Below are 16,420 nucleotides of genomic sequence, written 5' to 3' on the forward strand. Positions count from 1 at the left end.
TAGGATTCCATTTCACTAACTCAGCATATCAATATAGAAAGAAATTTTAAACAAAACGCTTAGGAGGGCGAGTATGGTCACGATTAGTTTATGTATGATTGTACGAAATGAAGAAAAAAGCCTGCATAAATGTTTGTCTAGCGTTGCAAGTCTTGTAGATGAAGTGGTTATCGTGGATACAGGCTCGAAGGATAAGACGAAAGAGATCGCAATGTCCTACGGAGCTGTGATTTACGATTTTGAATGGATCGATAACTTTAGTGCCGCACGTAATTTTGCCTTCAGTAAAGCTACTCAGGAGTATATTTTGTGGCTGGATGCGGATGACTATATAAAGGAAGCGGATCAGATTCTGTTTAAAAAGCTAAAGGAGATTCTGCCAGGACATTTTCACAGCGTGAACATGCAGTATAATTTGGCTTTTGACGAGGCGGGGAATGTCACAGCTAGCTTGCGTCGGAATCGGCTAGTTCGCCGGAGCTGCAATTTTCAATGGATTGGCCCAGTACATGAGTATCTAGAGGTAAGTGGCCCTTCCTTTAGTAGTGATGTCTGTATTACCCATGAGAAGGATAAGGAATATACAGACCGTAATTTGCGGATTTACCAAAAAAGAGTGGCTGAGGGTGAAACATTCTCTCCAAGGGATCAGTATTATTATGCGAATGAATTAAGGGATCATGCTATAAATGAAGAGGCTTGCAAATACTACGAGCTGTTTTTGGCGGGTGGACAGGGCTGGATAGAAGATAATTTTCAAGCTTGCTTAAGGCTTGCCGAATGCCGGGAACGGCTGGGGGATAAAGACGGTGCATATGAAGCATTATGCAGAACATTACAGTACGATAAACCACGTTCAGAGTTCTGCTGCCGACTTGGGGCCCTTCTATTGGAAAAGGGTCAATTACACCCAGCAACATACTGGTATGAGCTTGCGATACAGCTGCCACGGGATAACGATTCGATGGGGATGAAAAATGGGATTTTTTATACCTGGCTGCCGCATCTCCAATTGGCACTCTGTTATGATCGCCTTGGCCAACACGAGTTAGCGAATCATCATAATGAAACGGCGCTGAACTTTTATCCGTCCCATCCTAGCATGTTATATAACCGCACTTATTTTAAAAATTTGCTTGGCGACAAATATGTAGCGATTCAAGCTTAACAAAAAAGCCCCCAGTAGTCATGATTTTGACTCTGGGGGTTTTCGTCGTTAAGACACCCTCTTTTTAATATGCTGGATTGTATTGTTGTTCTTTTTTGTAATCGTTGGGAGGGAGACCGACCTCTTGTTTGAACAGCTTAGAGAAATAGGAGTAGTTGTTATAGCCAACCTTGTTTGCGACAGTATAAACAGACATATTTGTGGTTTCCAATAGATGCTTTGCAGCCGCGATTCTAACTTGGATGACGTAGCTGCCTAATGAAACACCAGTTTCTCGTTTGAATATTCTTGCCAGATAATCAGGATTAAGGTAGACAATTTCGGCCAAATCATTTCGCGATAGATCATCACCGTAATGCGAATGAATGTATTGTTTGATTTCCTCCGCGACGGATTTGGTCTGTGCGGCAAACTCACGGTATTTCATCGCTGTAGTCACTAGATATTTAAGATATTCTTCCATATCCTCGATCGAGTTCAGAGAGTGCAAGGATAATTTATCGTTAGTTTTTCCGGAATATAGTTTGTGTGACCGTATGCCTTTGAGGTTGAGAAATGAATAGATTAGCTGAACAATATCTAAGCGGAACAAGCTAAGGACAGCGGTCTCCAGAGTTCTATTGTTAAGCATAACCCTTAGAGATTTCGTAACTTCCTCAAGAAAAGTAGTGAACTGATTCTGGTTCAGCAGCTCTTCCAAATAGACAAGATCCGGTGGTGTATAGCCAGTTTTATTTTGATAGAGATAGGCTTCCACTAAAAAAGTCTGATTTCTGCATCTCGTAATTTCCTCATCCATGCGTAGCGATTGTTTCAGAACATTTCCCACATGATTCAGTTTATCGTATAAACCAATATTGCAGCAGACGTCGCATTTTAAATAAGGAATCGCCTTTTGAATAAAGGAAGAGCATATTTCTTCAAGCAAGAGTGTGTCTGGCGTCTGGTTCCATTTTAATATGGCGATCCAATTATAATCTTTATATTCCAGGATGCTCTCGATGGTAAAGCAAGGACTCTGTAACAATTCATATAATACGTTCAGCAGAGCAAAATCAAAAAGATCCTTCTCTTCTTTTCCCATACTGCCGTTGTATGGAAATAGGTTAAAGATTAAAGGCTGCAGAGTGTCACTCATTTGATAGGAGAGGTTCTGTTCCTCAATGGCAAGGGTGATGTCCGCTAATTTAATCGGAAATGATGTGCTTCCACTAACCAACTTCCGCCAAAAATGCTCGAGAATCTTCGCCTGGTTTTTTTGCCAAAAGTAACCGCCTTGAATGGCTTTTTCATTTCTTTGCTGCTCTTTTGCCTGTGTGATAGCCTTGTGGATAATCAGCATCAGCTTATCAAATTCGATGGGCTTCAGAAAATATTCAAAGCTTTGCAATTCAATCGCTTTCTGGGCATAGTTGAAATCCGCATAATTAGTAAGAAGTATAGTCTGAATACTATAATTCCCTTCGCGAATCCATGCCAGTAATTCCAATCCGCTACCCTGAGGCATTTCAATATCCGATATCAGAATTTGAATAGAATGCTTTTCTATTATTTCACGTGCCTGAGCGACATTATTTGCTGTATAGACAGTATCAATGTGTAACGATTCCCAATCTATTCTCTTTTGCAATGCAGCAATAACATAAAAGTCATCATCAACAAGCAGTACATTCATAGTTAGCTCTCCATTCATTTAGATTTTTTTAGGAAGCTCTGGAAGAGATAAGATTACACTAGCGCCGCCGCTCTCCAAATTGGAAAAGGTGATAGTTGCTCTTTTTAAATAGAGATATTCCAGCCGTTTAAGCGTATTCATAATGCCGATCTGCATACCGTTGCTTTGATCCAAGGGCTCACCAAGATTAAGCTTCTCTAACACTTGCGGTGGAAAACCGGGACCGGTGTCGGTGAGCTGGATAACGAGTATGTCTTCCTCTTCAATCCGTAATCGCTGGACTGTAAGCCTGATCTCTACTTCATGTTCTCGTGAAATCGCATATTTAATAGAATTTTCAATGAAGGTTTGCAGCACTAATGGCGGAATTTCCACACAGCTTGCCTGATCCTCTTGCTCAATATTGTAAATAAATGCATCCTGATAACGTTGCTTTTGAATCTCTAGATAGGTTCGGACATGCTCGATTTCATCCTCCAGCCGGACAAAATTCTCACCATTTTGAAAAATATAACGGAAATATTTCGACGTAGATAACGTCATATTCTCAATTTCTTTATACATTTCAATTTGGGCCATGCTGTAGATGCTAGTCAGGCAATTTAAGAAAAAGTGGGGCTTGATCTGTAGCTTCATATAATCCAGTTGTATCCGCTGCTTCTCCAGTTCCTGCTCGTACATAGCGATTTTGAAGGTTTTGATTTGATCAACTAAATCTTTAAACTGTGTGTTAGCTTGTTCCAGCTCTATAATCTCACTGCTTTTGAAATCTGCGGGTTGCCCAGCCTCATTAATGAAAGCAAGGTTCTCAGAGAAGCTTTGAATCGGGCCCAGTACTCTTTTCTTGAAAAACAGCAGAACGATGCATAAAGTGGAAGTCACAATGAAGAAGAGCAGCATTATAAGCAGCTGAGCAATCATGATTTTTTCAAAGATTCCATATTTAATGACCATTTTGGTGCTGAAATTAGTGTCCGAGAAGGCGCTGTTGATTGTTGTACGCGATTGCAAAAGATTAGAGAATCCCCCATCTTCCGTTACCAGCTTGCCGCTGTTCGATATGGGACTTGATAAAGGCTGTTCATTCTCATCCACTAGAGAAACATAACCATTGGCACCCAGATTAATTTGGCGTAGAGGGCGGATCAGATTATCAGCGGAGATCAACCCAATTAAATAACGATTGTAATAAGGAACGATATTAATTACATAATAGTGGTTGTTTACAAGGATAGGCGTCCATTTGGAGTAAAACTTCTCATACATCTCCTTATCATTAATATAAGAAATAATCTTCGTTTTGAGCATCCTGTAATCCGTATAGGTTACGCTGATCGGTGCACAGTTTAAAAAGTAGTTCTCATTTTTCAAATAGTAGAAAAAGTTGTACTCATGTCCGTAGTTTTTTTGCAGCTCGGTAAAGCGTTTATGCAGATTATCATTTGCCTTCAAGAACTCGATACTGTTGACCCCGTAAGTATTCATCGCATGCAAGCTCTCATCGTTCCCAAGCGTCCAGCCCATATAGTGATTAATGTAAGCAAAATCATGATTGATACGATTAATGTAGAGTGCCGCAGTATCCTGTAAATTTCGAGTGGACTGCTGCTTAACGATAGAAATGGAAGTAATGCTGATGGCTAAATCCAGAATGAGGACTGTGAACGAGACTGCCATCATGACTTTTATATAATGACGAATGGGGTAGGTTTTATGCCTCGCTGTTTTTTTGTTCATAAAATCATTATAAGACCTCTGCAGGAAAAATACAGGAGAACTCGCTAGCGATTTACCGCAAAGTCCGGAAAGCACATACAGAAGTCGGGATACTGTTATTAAGTCCCTTCAAGCGAGGGCTTTTGATTTTGTGTTTTTTTGTAAGCGGATTCAAAGGTCTGGATAACCGTCTTAAAGGGTCCGGAATACGAAAAAATAAGACGTTATGATTAAGCTATTCAGATAATCTTTGATTAATTGAAATGGGGGATTAAGAGGATGAGTCAACACAGTAAGAAAAAGACGGCAAAGAAATGGACTGTGGGTCTGCTGGCGGCGGCTATGGTATTTGGTATTGCTGGCTGCGGCGGAAAAGACGGGAATAATGCTGCGACTAGTGAGACGAGCAGTTACAACAAAGAAGGTCTGCCAATTGTTAATGAGCCTGTAACGCTTAAGGTGCTGACCGTACGTTGGGGAAGCATGGGAGACACGTTTACGCAGAACCAATGGCTGAAGGATCTGGAGAAAAATACAAATGTCAAAATCGAATGGCAAGTGATGTCCTCCAATGACTGGGCCGAACAGAAGTCCATTCTGCTGGCTAGCGGTACACTTCCAGATATTATCCTCGGAAATCAAACCTTCGGAGATTCCGATATCGTTAATAATCTAAGCTTTTTCCGGCCGTTAGATGATTATATTGAAAAAAATATGCCAAATCTTAAAGCGGCCATGGAAGAAACGCCTGAGTTGAAAAAAATCAGCACTTTTCCTGACGGGAAAATCTATTCACTGCCAACAAGACTTCCATCGCGTCCGAAAAGCTCTCGTCAGCCTGTGATTAACAAAACTTGGCTCGATAAATTGGGCTTGAAGGCTCCTGAAACGATTGATGAGTTATACAACGTACTTAAAGCTTTCAAAGAACAAGATCCAAACGGAAATGGCAAACAAGATGAGATTCCTTTTATTGAAATTGGGAATGACTTGATCAGTCCTTTCGGAATTGCCGACTTGAATAACAACAATATGATCATCAAGGACGGAAAAGCGATCTATTTCCCTGTTTCGGAGGAGTTCAAAGAAGGCCTTAAATGGGAAAATAAATTGTATGCGGAAGGATTGTTAGATAAAGAGGTATTCACTCAGGATGATACGATGAGATCGGCGAAGTTCCAAAATCCGGATGCTCCAATCGTAGGCTTTACGTATCAGTGGACCCCGGACGCTGTGTTTGGTAAATGGAGCGATCAATATGTGACGATTCCACCGATTGCCGGACCGGATGGTAAGCGTTATACAATCGGTAATCCAATTGGGATGAGTCTTAACCGTAATGAACTGCTGATTACTACTTCGAGTAAGTATCCAGAGGTTGCTGCGCGTTGGGCAGATCAGTTCTACACGAACGAAGCGAGCATTCAGAATTTTTGGGGTGCAATTGGAACTGTAATTAAGAAGAATGATGACAGCACTTATACATTGATGGATCCACCAGCTGGAACCAGCGCAGATGCCTGGTATTGGGATCAGTCTCTTCGAGATTTCGGACCAAAATATGTGAGCCCGTCCTTTGAACAGAAAATCGTTCTTAATCCTGAAAGTGGAGATGGACTGAAGCTGCAGCTGGATAAGCTGGGTAGTGAATATGTTACAGAGCCTTTCCCTAACGTTATGTACACCTCCGACGAGTTCGAGGAGCTGCCAACCCTGACTACGGATATCGACGGTTATGTGAATACAATGCGCGCTCAATTTATTAGCAAAGGCGGAATTGACGAAGGCTGGGATGATTATGTCAAACAGCTTAATAAAATGGGGCTTGAAAAATTAGTCAAGATTCGCACAGATGCTTACAGTCGTTATATGAGTGTGAAATAACCTATTCGTCTTTCGAAAAAGGTGCTGCCCTACATAAATTTGTGGGGTAGCATTCTCTATTTTTAATAAGGAGGGGATGTTATGAAATCTGATCCAATTCATTTGAGTCGGAAACTCGGACAAATCAAACAAAACTGGGGCTTATATACGTTGCTTTTTCCTGCAGTAGTCCTTACGTTATTATTCGCATATAAACCCATGTATGGGGTGCTCATTGCCTTTAAGGATTATAGCCCGGCGTTAGGAATAGGCGGAAGTCCATGGGCCGGATTCAAATACTTCGAGAAGTTCTTTAATTCCTATCAATTTTCTGCCACGATCAAAAATACGCTAATCATCAGTGTGTACAGTCTGATTACGTTTCCAATTCCGATTATACTGGCGCTGATGGTTAACCAGATGAGACCAAACCGTTTTAGACGGTTTTTTCAGACGATATCCTATATGCCACATTTTATCTCAACCGTAGTTATGGTGGGCTTAATGATGATTCTGTTCTCACCTAGCACCGGACTACTGGGCAATGTATATAGTCTTTTTGGAAAAGAAGCTCCTGATCTAATGGGCTCTGCCGGATTATTCAGCAGTGTGTACGTCTGGTCGGATGTGTGGCAGCATGTCGGCTGGGATAGCATTATCTTTATCGCTGCTCTCTCTGCTGTTGATCCTAGTTTGTATGAGGCTGCAACCGTAGACGGCGCAAGTCGGATGCATAAAATTCGTTACATCGATATTCCGATGCTGATGCCAACAGCGATAACATTGCTTATCCTGCGGGTCGGGGGACTGCTTGGGGTTGGATTTGAAAAGGTGTACTTAATGCAAAATGACTTGAACATCACTTCAAGTGAAATTCTGTCTACTTATGTCTACAAAATTGGTCTGCTCAGCAGTCAGTATAGCTTTTCGTCGGCGATCAACCTGTTCAACACGGTCATTAATTTTATTTTATTGATCATGGTCAATCAGATTTCAAAAAAATTAAGCGAAAATAGCTTGTGGTAGAAGGGAGGAGCATTGAAATGGGAGGTTTAGAGACGGCGACTAAAGGAAATGTAGGAAAAATAAAGAAGAATCGCTCCTCAGATACTATAATGGAATTTGTGATGTACGTTATATCGGCAATTTTTCTAATCATCCTGATCTATCCGCTGTATTTTATCGTCATTGCTTCGTTCAGTGATCCTTCCGCGGTTGCAGGGGGTCAAGTTTGGCTATTTCCTAAAGGGTTTACTTTTGATGGTTATAAAGAGCTGCTTCGACATGAGAATATTTGGATCGGGTATTGGAATACCATCCTGTACACGGTGGTTGGGACTGCAATCGGTTTAGTAGTTAATATCTCAGCTGCCTATGCGTTGTCAAGAAAGGACCTTGTTGGGCGAAAATATATTTCGCTGTTTTTCATATTTACAATGTTCTTTAATGGGGGGTTGATTCCTACTTTTTTAACGGTTCGTGATTTCCATCTCTATGATACTTTCTTGGTTATGGTACTGCCTTTCGCAGTTGGAGTTTTTAATATCATAGTGGCACGAACTTTTTTCCAGACTAGTATTCCGGGTGATTTATGGGAAGCAGCGCAAATTGATGGTTGTGGCAATCTCCGTTATTTTGCACAGATAGTTCTACCGTTGTCGAAGGCTATTATTGCAGTGTTAGGTTTATGGATCGCTGTAGGTTATTGGAATTCATATTTTAATGCCTTGATTTATTTGAAAAATCCTAATATGTATCCTTTGCAGCTGATCCTGCGAAATATTCTGATTACCAATCAGATGCAGTCTGGTATGGGGACCGGAGAAGCCGCACAAATCGCGTTACGGCTCGCAAATATGATGCGGTATTCGGTTATTATCGTAGCAACTGTTCCAATTATGTGTGTATACCCATTTGTGCAAAAATACTTTAACCAAGGGGTAATGATCGGCGCAGTGAAGGAATAAGCTCTTCTACTTTTCAACTAACATTTGTGAGGGAGCAAGACCGTAATGAAAAAGCAACCCAAAAACAGTATCAATAGAACAATCACCGTCATTCTTCTAGTGACAACGTTGCTTGCTGGCCTTACAGCCTGTAAAGGGGATAAAGGGGTAAACTCTGTTGTATCTGCTCCGGGTCAATTTCATAAAGAAGGTTTGCCAATCGTGGATAAGCCCATGACGCTGAAGGTTCTAACGGTTCGGTGGGGAAGCATGGGAGATAACTTTATCCAGAATCAATGGCTGAAGGATTTGGAAAAAAATACGAATGTCAAAATCGATTGGCAGGTGATGTCTGCTAATGATTGGAGTGAGCGGAAGTCCATTATGCTGGCAAGCGGTACACTTCCAGATATCATTTTAGGGAGTGAGACCTTCGGAGATTCGGATATCGTCAATAATTTAAGCTTATTCAGGCCGCTTGATGACTATATCGAAAGCTATATGCCTAACCTCAAAGCAGCCATGCAGGAAGAGCCTGAATTGAAAAAAATCAGTACTTTTCCTGACGGGAAAATCTACTCTTTGCCTGCAAGATTACCTTTACGTCCTAAAAGCTCACGCCAACCCGTGATTAACAAAACCTGGCTGGATAAATTGGGATTGAAGATTCCCGATACGATTGATGATTTATACAACGTGCTAAAAGCATTTAAAGAACGTGACCCTAATGGTAATGGAAGGCTGGATGAGATACCTGTTATCGAAGTAAGTAATGATCTCATCAGTCCCTTCGGAATCACGGATCTGAACAATAACTTTATGGTCGTCCAGGACGGAAATGCGGTATATTACCCTGTTTCAGAGGCGTACAAAGAAGGGCTCAAATGGGAGCATAAATTATTTGTCGAAGGTTTGCTTGATAAAGAGTTATTCACGCAAGATGAAACGATGAGATCAGCCAAGTTTCTTAATCCGGATGCTCCTATCGTAGGATTCTCGTATCAGTGGACGCCGGATGCCGTGTTTGGCAAATGGAGTGATCAATATATCACGATTCCTCCGATTGCAGGACCGGATGGTAAGCGCTACACCATAGGAAATCCGTATGGAATGAATCTGGAGCGTAACGAGCTGCTAATTTCCACTTCTTGCAAATATCCAGAGATTGCTGCCCGCTGGGCTGACCAGTTCTATACCAATGAAGCAAGCATTCAAAATTTCTGGGGAGCGATAGACACCGTTATTAAGAAAAATATTAACGGTTCTTATACATTGATGGACCCACCGATGGGTACCAGTGCTGATGCCTGGTATTGGGATCAATCACTCCGGGATTTCGGGCCGAAATATGTCAGTCCAGTGTTTGAAAAATCCATCTTTCTAAACCCAAAAACCGGAGATGGACTGAAGCTGCAGCTCGATAAGCTGGGAAGTGATTATACAACGCCACCTTTCCCTGATGTAATGTACACCGCTGAAGAGTTTCAGCTGCTGCCGACTTTGACTACGGACATCGATAGTTATGTCAATACAATGCGTGCTCAGTTTATAATTAGAGGTAAAATTGACGAGGGCTGGGCTGATTATGTGAAACAGCTGCGGGGAATGGGGCTGGAGAAGCTGGTTAAAATTCGTACCGATGCTTACAGTCGTTATGTGAATGTAGAATAGAGCATTATGTGAAATACTGACGGCTAGGCTGTAACATCCTATTTCACTTATTTAAACAAAGGAGGTTCTCTCTATGCGAGTGGCATAAAGAGAACCTCCTTATTCTTTTTACTTTATTAGCAGGGTTTGAATGGCATGAGCCGGAATCATGTTCTCAGCCAAGTTGTTATGGAAGCGCAGGGTGAAAGGAAGCTCTTGTTCCGTGCGGTTCATAACGATAACAGCAATGGTGCCATCTGGGTTACGGAAAGCTGTTGTTTCAAGCTTATCTGTATATTTAGAGTGCCCAATTCGTTTAGCACCTGGGCGAATGTATTTACTGAAATGCCCGATGTAATAGAAGGAGCTCTCAAATATTATTTCATCGTTTTTCGTATCTCCAATAATTGGAGCATCGCAGTAGTTACCTACATGGTTAGGGCCCCCTTGCTCGTCCAAGACAATATTCCAGTCCGTCCAGCTTGACATCCAGTTGTTCAGGTTACCAATGATATCATGGCCGTAACGTTCGCCTGTGTTCCATGAGCCAAGATGAACGCCACCTTCTTGGCAGCCTTCGCTGAAGAACAGCTTCTTGTCTGGGAAGCGATCATGAACGGCCGATAGGGCTTCGAAGTGATCTCCGGAGTACCAGTGGAAGCAAATTCCCCAAATGTATTTGGAAGCTTCTTGATCTTCAAAAGCAACCTTGGCACGGTCATACACGCGCTCCTTGTTATGATCCCAGATCATAACCTTTACATGAGCCAAACCGGCTTGTTCCAAGGCTGGTCCCAAGTAATCACGAACAAAATCTTTTTCTTCTTCGGCAGTATAAAGGCAAGAATCCCAGATTTGAACAGCCTTCGCTTCATTCTGAACACTAACAGCCCAAATATCGATGCCTTCAGCTGCGTAAGCCTGAATATATTTTACGAACATGTTGGCCCAAGCCTCACGGTATTCAGGCTTAAGAGCTCCACCACCGTTCATTTGACCGTTCGTCTTCATAAAAGCAGGTGGACTCCAAGGAGAGGAGAACAAACGGAAATCTTCACCAACAGCTGTTGCAGCATTTTTGATTAGGGGGATAATTGACTCTTGATCTCTGGAAATATCGAACGAACGGAGCTCTGCATCGCCTTCTTCTACATAAGCATAGTTGCCCAGTGAGAAGTCACAGCTCTGGATATGCGAGCGGCAAAGGGTATACCCAATTCCGTGCTCAGGATCAAAATAAGCGTCGATGATTTCTTTTTGTTTAGCTTCACTTAGTTTAGCGATGGTAACAGCAGAAGCCTCGGTAAGTGCACCACCGAAACCTTCCATTTCCTGATACTCCAGATCATCATAAATATTGATGAGCTCTGATTCGACGCCTGATGTGTCAGGGAGGAAGATCAGAGGGTCTTTTTCTGTCAGACGGTCGGTAGTTTCTTTTGCTGTTTGAATGACGCGAACAATTTTACTCATAATGGTTGGTAACCTCCTGTACATATAAATTCTGTCTTTATTATAGAAGGAGATTCACTGCTCTTTGAAGAAACAAAATGGCTAAGAACCTCAACGATCTGGTCATCGTTTACTTAGAGAAGAGGAGTGAATGCAATGGAAACTAATAGTGTCCAAATAAGCCTATGCGGCTTTATTCGCCATACTCAGCCTTTTCGGCAATTATATCGCAGTGGGCTGGATACCTATATCATCAGGCTGCAAGCAGAAGGGGAGTGTGAAGTACTGATCGATGGGGACATGGTAACCGTGGTGCCTGGTGATCTGTTATTATTTAAACCTCAAGATATATATGATCTAAGAATCGGGGAAAAGAAGAGTCCGCTGGGACATAGTGTGGACTATTTTGTAATGTGTACAGGGGAATGGGTGGATCAATGGTGGAACCTGCGCGAAAGACCGAAGAAGGTTAGAATTGCGGATGATGGCAAGCTGCAAAGTATATGGCAACAGCTTGATTTGGAGAATAGAAGACTAGATGGGGGTAGCCCTGAAATACTTGAGGCGCTGTTTAAAGCGCTATGTCTGCTGTTAGATCGGGCTATGGAAGAAGCACCTGCATCATCATCAGCCTCACTGCTACACGGGCTTAAGATGAAGAGTTATGTAGAGGAGCATGCTACATCAGAAATCAGGCTAAAGGATGTAGCTGCCCATGCCGGAATTAGTGTAACGAGGGCCGTACATGTATTCAAAATTCAATTCGGCTACTCTATTATGCAATATGCTGGGCAAATTCGGCTTGCTATGGCACTTCGATTAATGGACAACACCAATTATACCTTAGAGCGAATAGCAGAGGAGACGGGGTTTGGAAGCTACACCTATTTCCACAGGGTGTTTCGGGAACGTTATGGCGTCTCGCCAGGCAACTATCGTAAGAGAGAGTAGCCTTCACTATTTTTAAGATCGTCTAGTTTTTAACAAGAAATCCCTAACCGCTTGTTCAAATAACCTGGCACTATTTGCCCATGTCCATTTGTGGGAAGATCTTTCACCTTGTGCGGCCAATTTAGTTCTTAAGTTTGGGTCTCGGATTAGGCGGATGACATCTTCACCAAGCCGATTCTCGTACCGATAGGAGAGCAGGCAGTTCTTCTCGTGATTTGCGTATTCCATATTTCCACCTGAATAAACACAGACGAGTGCTGCGCCACACCGCATGGCTTCAAGTCCTGGCAAAGAACCCGTATCAAAAATACTAGAACTAACAAAGATATCTGCACCGTTGTAATGGTAACAGAGCTCTTCATCATCCGCTGGCGTGAAGAATCGATATTTGCCAGTAGCTTTCATTCTTTGGAGATCTTCTGAAGTGTTGAACTCGTCAGGCGGACTGATAAAGTTAATATTTACATTGGGACATTGATTTTTCACGTGATCCAGCTGCTCTATAAGATAGTCTTGCTCACGGTGCCATGAGAAACCACGTTCTGCTTTTCTTAATATAGCTGTTATATTTAAAGGCTCCTGAAGACTGTAACGGATATTCATATTCTTGAAGGAGGAGCTAATGCCAATGGGCACGATTTTTCCTGTGATCCCATGATTTAAACGAATCAGCTCCTGCTGCCAATGCGATAAAACAATTAGATGCTCTGTGACATGATAAGAAGGGAACGACAGCGAACTATCTGGTAAAAAGGGGGGTTCATAACATAATGACAATCTTACATGAATTCCTTTTCCTTGATTGCTAGCTGCTTGAGAGGTAGGGACTGTCGTATGAAAATTAGAAACAATAACATCGCCTGAGGGATAATCCTGTTCTTGAAGCTCCATATGTGTGGAACGGATTAAGGTGGAACGGACATCATAGGAAACAACCCCATCCACAGGCATGAGGGTAGTAACCTGATGCCCCATAGCTGTTAGCCCATTGGTGAGTTCTACCAGCATGCGTTGAGCTCCACCATGAGATAAGGTCAGAATAGGGAATGTGAGTCTCATCGGTAATCCCGTCCCTTCCAAGTTAGGGCTTAATCGTTCTGTTTCTTATTTTATTCAACTCGCATAGAAAGGTACCATTTAGCTAATTTTGAAAAGCGTTATTTTTCCATATGAGCAATATTCTTCAGTAAAGCAACGGTCTCATTAATCTCGAGGTTCGTTATATCTTCTAAAGATAGGTCGATCATGGGCTTATATTTTTGGAGTTTGCTCAGGAAAGTTTCGGTATGGAAATGCCCTCCACCAGCCTTACCGTGGTAAATTCTCTCTCCATCTTGATAGATGTCTTTTAAATGCGCCAAAATGATCCGATCCCCGAACAACCTGAAGGCGTCATCAACAATTTGATCCTGCATATCTACAGCGTCACCAATAAAATTGCATGGATCCAGGACAACACCAATATTGCCAGAGGGAATTTCATCTAAGATGCGGCGCATCTTGTCGGGTGTAGAAAGAGTATGTGTGCAGACCCCCTCCAATCCGAGAAAAACACCCCATTTTTCAGCTTCCTCCGCAAGCTCTTGTACAGTTGCCCTTAATATATCCCAGCCGATCTCTTCGTAATGGAGCGGATCTTGTGCTTGGAAAGTAGTCAGTGCGCCCGTCTCCGTAGCCACCATAGGGGCGCCGAATTGGCGGGCATACCGTAGATGTTCTTTAAAGCGATCTATTTCAAATCTCCGAATAACAGGATCCGGGTGAATGGGATTGATATAACAGCCTAACACTCCGATACGTATACCTGCTCTGTCAAATTGTTCGCCAATATAGTTTGCGAGGCCTGGACTTAATTTACCTGTGGAGGTATCGATGTCCTGAATAGCTTTGGATAAAGCAAGTTGAACAAAATCGATATCATAATTCTGAAGCGTTGCTGTCAACGATTTGAGGGGTAAACAACCAAATGTATGCGCTAATGTTCCGTATCTGATGGAAATCATCTCCTTATCTAGGGTAGGTATGTGTAATTACAAACATAATAGTAGCGCTTTCATCTGGATGCAAGTGATTTATCATTATCGTCTATCAGGAAATTGATGATCTCAGTGTTTACTCTATCCGGTTGCTCATGATTAATCCCGTGTCCCGTATGGGGGATGACTTGGTAATAGAACTTTCCATCTTCTAAAATCTTTATGAAATCCTTCGATTGTTTTAGCGCATGTTCTCCAACTAGAAAATAGAGCTTGTCTCTAACTGCGACTGCAGCGTTTTTATCGTATGGATGAAGCTTATGCACAAACATAGCTTGCTGATTATGAGTGCGCATTAAAAGGATCAGATGAGCAGCTAATGCTGGATGGTTGTCAAATAAAGGGGAGTGAGGTGCGCTTAACTTCTTCAGAACTTTCAGTAAATTGCGATCCGTTGGAATCAGAATCTCCGGGAACATCATCATTAAAGTTTGGATCATGGCTTTAATCGGTGCAGTGACCATCCCGCCCTCCAAACAAACGACACGGTTCACTTTGTCCGGTTGCTTGGTCGCATAATTAAAAGCAATATAGGCGCCATTGGACACACCCGCAATATTAAAGACGTCTATATTCAGATACGTCGCTATTTCATTAATCCATTTTACTTGCTCAAACTTCTGTTTGTTAAACTGCTCGTTAGGTATGCTTTTTCCGGGTCCACCCAAAGTATCAATCGCGATGCAATAAAAATGCTTCGATAACTCCTCGATATTTAAGATCCACATGACCGCCGAGTTATCACCAACACCATGAAACAGTAGTAATGGTGGATTATTCTTTTGACCAGCAAGGATACAATGCGTCAGTCCATATGTGGTTGGAACATCGAGCTCCTCAAGTGGAATGGGCCACTGCTCAATCATCTGCTCATAGGAGTGCCACACTCGTTCTTGCGCCTTGGCATTCTTAAAGCTATTTACCATCTCAAACCTCCTTATCCAAAATAAAACATCTGTATCTTATTCCAACTAGTATACTACGAGAGTCCGCAAGGAGGAGATAGAAATAGAAATATTACTGTGAAAAAGAGGGCGGGAGCAGATAAGTGTATTTTATACAACTAAACAGCTACTTTACTCCGGTTATTGTGATATAGATGTACTTTGTACAACTATATATCTGGAAATCAGCGGATACAGCTTAATTGGGGGAATTTAGTTGCACAAAGTACACTTAACGATTGACAGGCGTGCTGAAGTTAATTTTAGTTGTAGAAAGTGCAATTAAATAATGCAGAGGGCTCTTTTATGCAGTGAATTTTTTTGATATGGTAAGCAATTCTGTGTTCTAGGGGGGGGATTATGATGTTAATTGAGCTAAAGGAAGCGAGTTTGTCAGATGGACGCGATATTTTTGAAATGATTATGGAGATCGGCCCTGGGGAGAATGGATTCGTTAACAATGGGTTTGATTTGGCTTACAGTGAATTTCCTGATTTCATCAGAGATCGGATAGCACTCTCAAGAGGCGATAATCTCCTACCAAACTATGTCCCGCAAACCAACTATTGGTTACTGATTGACTCTTATCCTGTTGGTGTTGGAAAGCTAAGACATTCCTTAAATGATCAATTAAGAAAATCAGGTGGACACATCGGATATAGCATCAGGCCTAGTGAGCGAGGAAAGGGCTTTGGCAAGATTTTTTTAGCAGAGTTGTTAAAAAAAACTGCGGATCTGGGGATTGATAAGGTCATGCTGACTTGTGAGCCGAACAATGTATCTTCGAGAAAGGTTATTGAAGCGAACAGAGGAATACTTAGCGGTATCGAGGATGGAAAATGTAACTACTGGATTAGTTTATGAGTCGAGTCGGTGCTGAATAGTGGGGGTGAAGGAGTTGCTAATTGGCAACTCTTTTTTTGTTTTTTCGCAATGGAATTTCAGTTCATCCAAGGAGGATTCGTCTAACTTGTGAAATAAATTTTAAATTTTGTTGAAAACGCTCTATTCAAACACAA

General features: G+C 42.0%; 13 protein-coding genes. 7 read left to right on the plus strand and 6 right to left on the minus strand.

Annotation, left to right across the window (positions count from 1 at the left end):
• Nucleotides 1-73: 73 nt before the first annotated feature.
• The gene (locus NYE25_RS01115; protein WP_341144894.1) at nucleotides 74-1,168 is read left to right on the plus strand and encodes a glycosyltransferase family 2 protein; all 1,095 of its coding nucleotides are present in this window, start codon (nucleotides 74-76) and stop codon (nucleotides 1,166-1,168) included.
• 64 nt (nucleotides 1,169-1,232) lie between these two features.
• On the opposite strand, the gene NYE25_RS01120 is transcribed toward NYE25_RS01115, so the two are convergent.
• The gene (locus tag NYE25_RS01120) at nucleotides 1,233-2,843 is read right to left on the minus strand and encodes a response regulator transcription factor (RefSeq protein WP_341144895.1); all 1,611 of its coding nucleotides are present in this window, start codon (nucleotides 2,841-2,843) and stop codon (nucleotides 1,233-1,235) included.
• 18 nt (nucleotides 2,844-2,861) lie between these two features.
• Nucleotides 2,862-4,580 (minus strand): sensor histidine kinase, encoded by a 1,719-nt coding sequence (locus NYE25_RS01125; protein WP_341144896.1) that lies wholly within the window; start codon nucleotides 4,578-4,580, stop codon nucleotides 2,862-2,864.
• A gap of 258 nt (nucleotides 4,581-4,838) precedes the next feature.
• On the opposite strand from NYE25_RS01125, the gene NYE25_RS01130 reads away from it, so the two are divergent.
• The 4 genes from NYE25_RS01130 (at nucleotide 4,839) to NYE25_RS01145 (ending at nucleotide 10,039) form a co-directional block, all read left to right on the plus strand.
• Entirely contained in the window at nucleotides 4,839-6,443 is a 1,605-nt protein-coding gene (locus tag NYE25_RS01130) for an extracellular solute-binding protein (protein WP_076283055.1), read from the plus strand.
• An 81-nt stretch (nucleotides 6,444-6,524) separates the two neighbouring features.
• Nucleotides 6,525-7,448: an ABC transporter permease gene (locus NYE25_RS01135; RefSeq protein ID WP_341053883.1), complete on the plus strand. Its 924-nt coding sequence runs from the start codon at nucleotides 6,525-6,527 to the stop codon at nucleotides 7,446-7,448.
• A 17-nt stretch (nucleotides 7,449-7,465) separates the two neighbouring features.
• Entirely contained in the window at nucleotides 7,466-8,389 is a 924-nt protein-coding gene (locus NYE25_RS01140) for a carbohydrate ABC transporter permease (RefSeq protein ID WP_341144897.1), read from the plus strand.
• Nucleotides 8,390-8,434: 45 nt separating this feature from the next.
• Entirely contained in the window at nucleotides 8,435-10,039 is a 1,605-nt protein-coding gene (locus NYE25_RS01145) for an extracellular solute-binding protein (protein ID WP_341144898.1), read from the plus strand.
• Nucleotides 10,040-10,147: 108 nt separating this feature from the next.
• Here NYE25_RS01145 and NYE25_RS01150 read toward each other — a convergent pair whose 3' ends face one another.
• The gene (locus NYE25_RS01150; RefSeq protein ID WP_042187078.1) at nucleotides 10,148-11,491 is read right to left on the minus strand and encodes a glycoside hydrolase family 30 protein; all 1,344 of its coding nucleotides are present in this window, start codon (nucleotides 11,489-11,491) and stop codon (nucleotides 10,148-10,150) included.
• A 135-nt stretch (nucleotides 11,492-11,626) separates the two neighbouring features.
• Here NYE25_RS01150 and NYE25_RS01155 point away from each other — a divergent pair, with 135 nt between their 5' ends.
• A complete protein-coding gene (locus NYE25_RS01155; RefSeq protein ID WP_234533804.1) occupies nucleotides 11,627-12,421 on the plus strand; it encodes an AraC family transcriptional regulator in 795 nt (264 codons plus the stop codon).
• Between the two features lie 12 nt (nucleotides 12,422-12,433).
• Here the strand turns inward: NYE25_RS01155 and NYE25_RS01160 are convergent, their stop codons facing one another.
• The 3 genes from NYE25_RS01160 to NYE25_RS01170 form a co-directional block, all read right to left on the minus strand.
• The gene (locus tag NYE25_RS01160) at nucleotides 12,434-13,480 is read right to left on the minus strand and encodes a glycosyltransferase family 4 protein (RefSeq protein WP_341144899.1); all 1,047 of its coding nucleotides are present in this window, start codon (nucleotides 13,478-13,480) and stop codon (nucleotides 12,434-12,436) included.
• A gap of 98 nt (nucleotides 13,481-13,578) precedes the next feature.
• Nucleotides 13,579-14,424: a sugar phosphate isomerase/epimerase family protein gene (locus NYE25_RS01165; protein WP_341144900.1), complete on the minus strand. Its 846-nt coding sequence runs from the start codon at nucleotides 14,422-14,424 to the stop codon at nucleotides 13,579-13,581.
• A 50-nt stretch (nucleotides 14,425-14,474) separates the two neighbouring features.
• Nucleotides 14,475-15,383 carry an alpha/beta fold hydrolase gene (locus NYE25_RS01170; RefSeq protein ID WP_341144901.1) on the minus strand — a complete coding sequence of 303 codons (909 nt, stop codon included), beginning with the start codon at nucleotides 15,381-15,383 and terminating at the stop codon, nucleotides 14,475-14,477.
• Nucleotides 15,384-15,761: 378 nt separating this feature from the next.
• On the opposite strand from NYE25_RS01170, the gene NYE25_RS01175 reads away from it, so the two are divergent.
• Complete coding sequence (locus tag NYE25_RS01175; protein WP_341144902.1) at nucleotides 15,762-16,265, plus strand: GNAT family N-acetyltransferase; 504 nt, start codon at nucleotides 15,762-15,764, stop codon at nucleotides 16,263-16,265.
• The last annotated feature ends 155 nt before the right edge of the window (nucleotides 16,266-16,420 follow it).

Origin of the sequence: Paenibacillus sp. FSL E2-8871 (assembly GCF_038000345.1) — a bacterium.
GTDB lineage: Bacteria > Bacillota > Bacilli > Paenibacillales > Paenibacillaceae > Paenibacillus_AQ.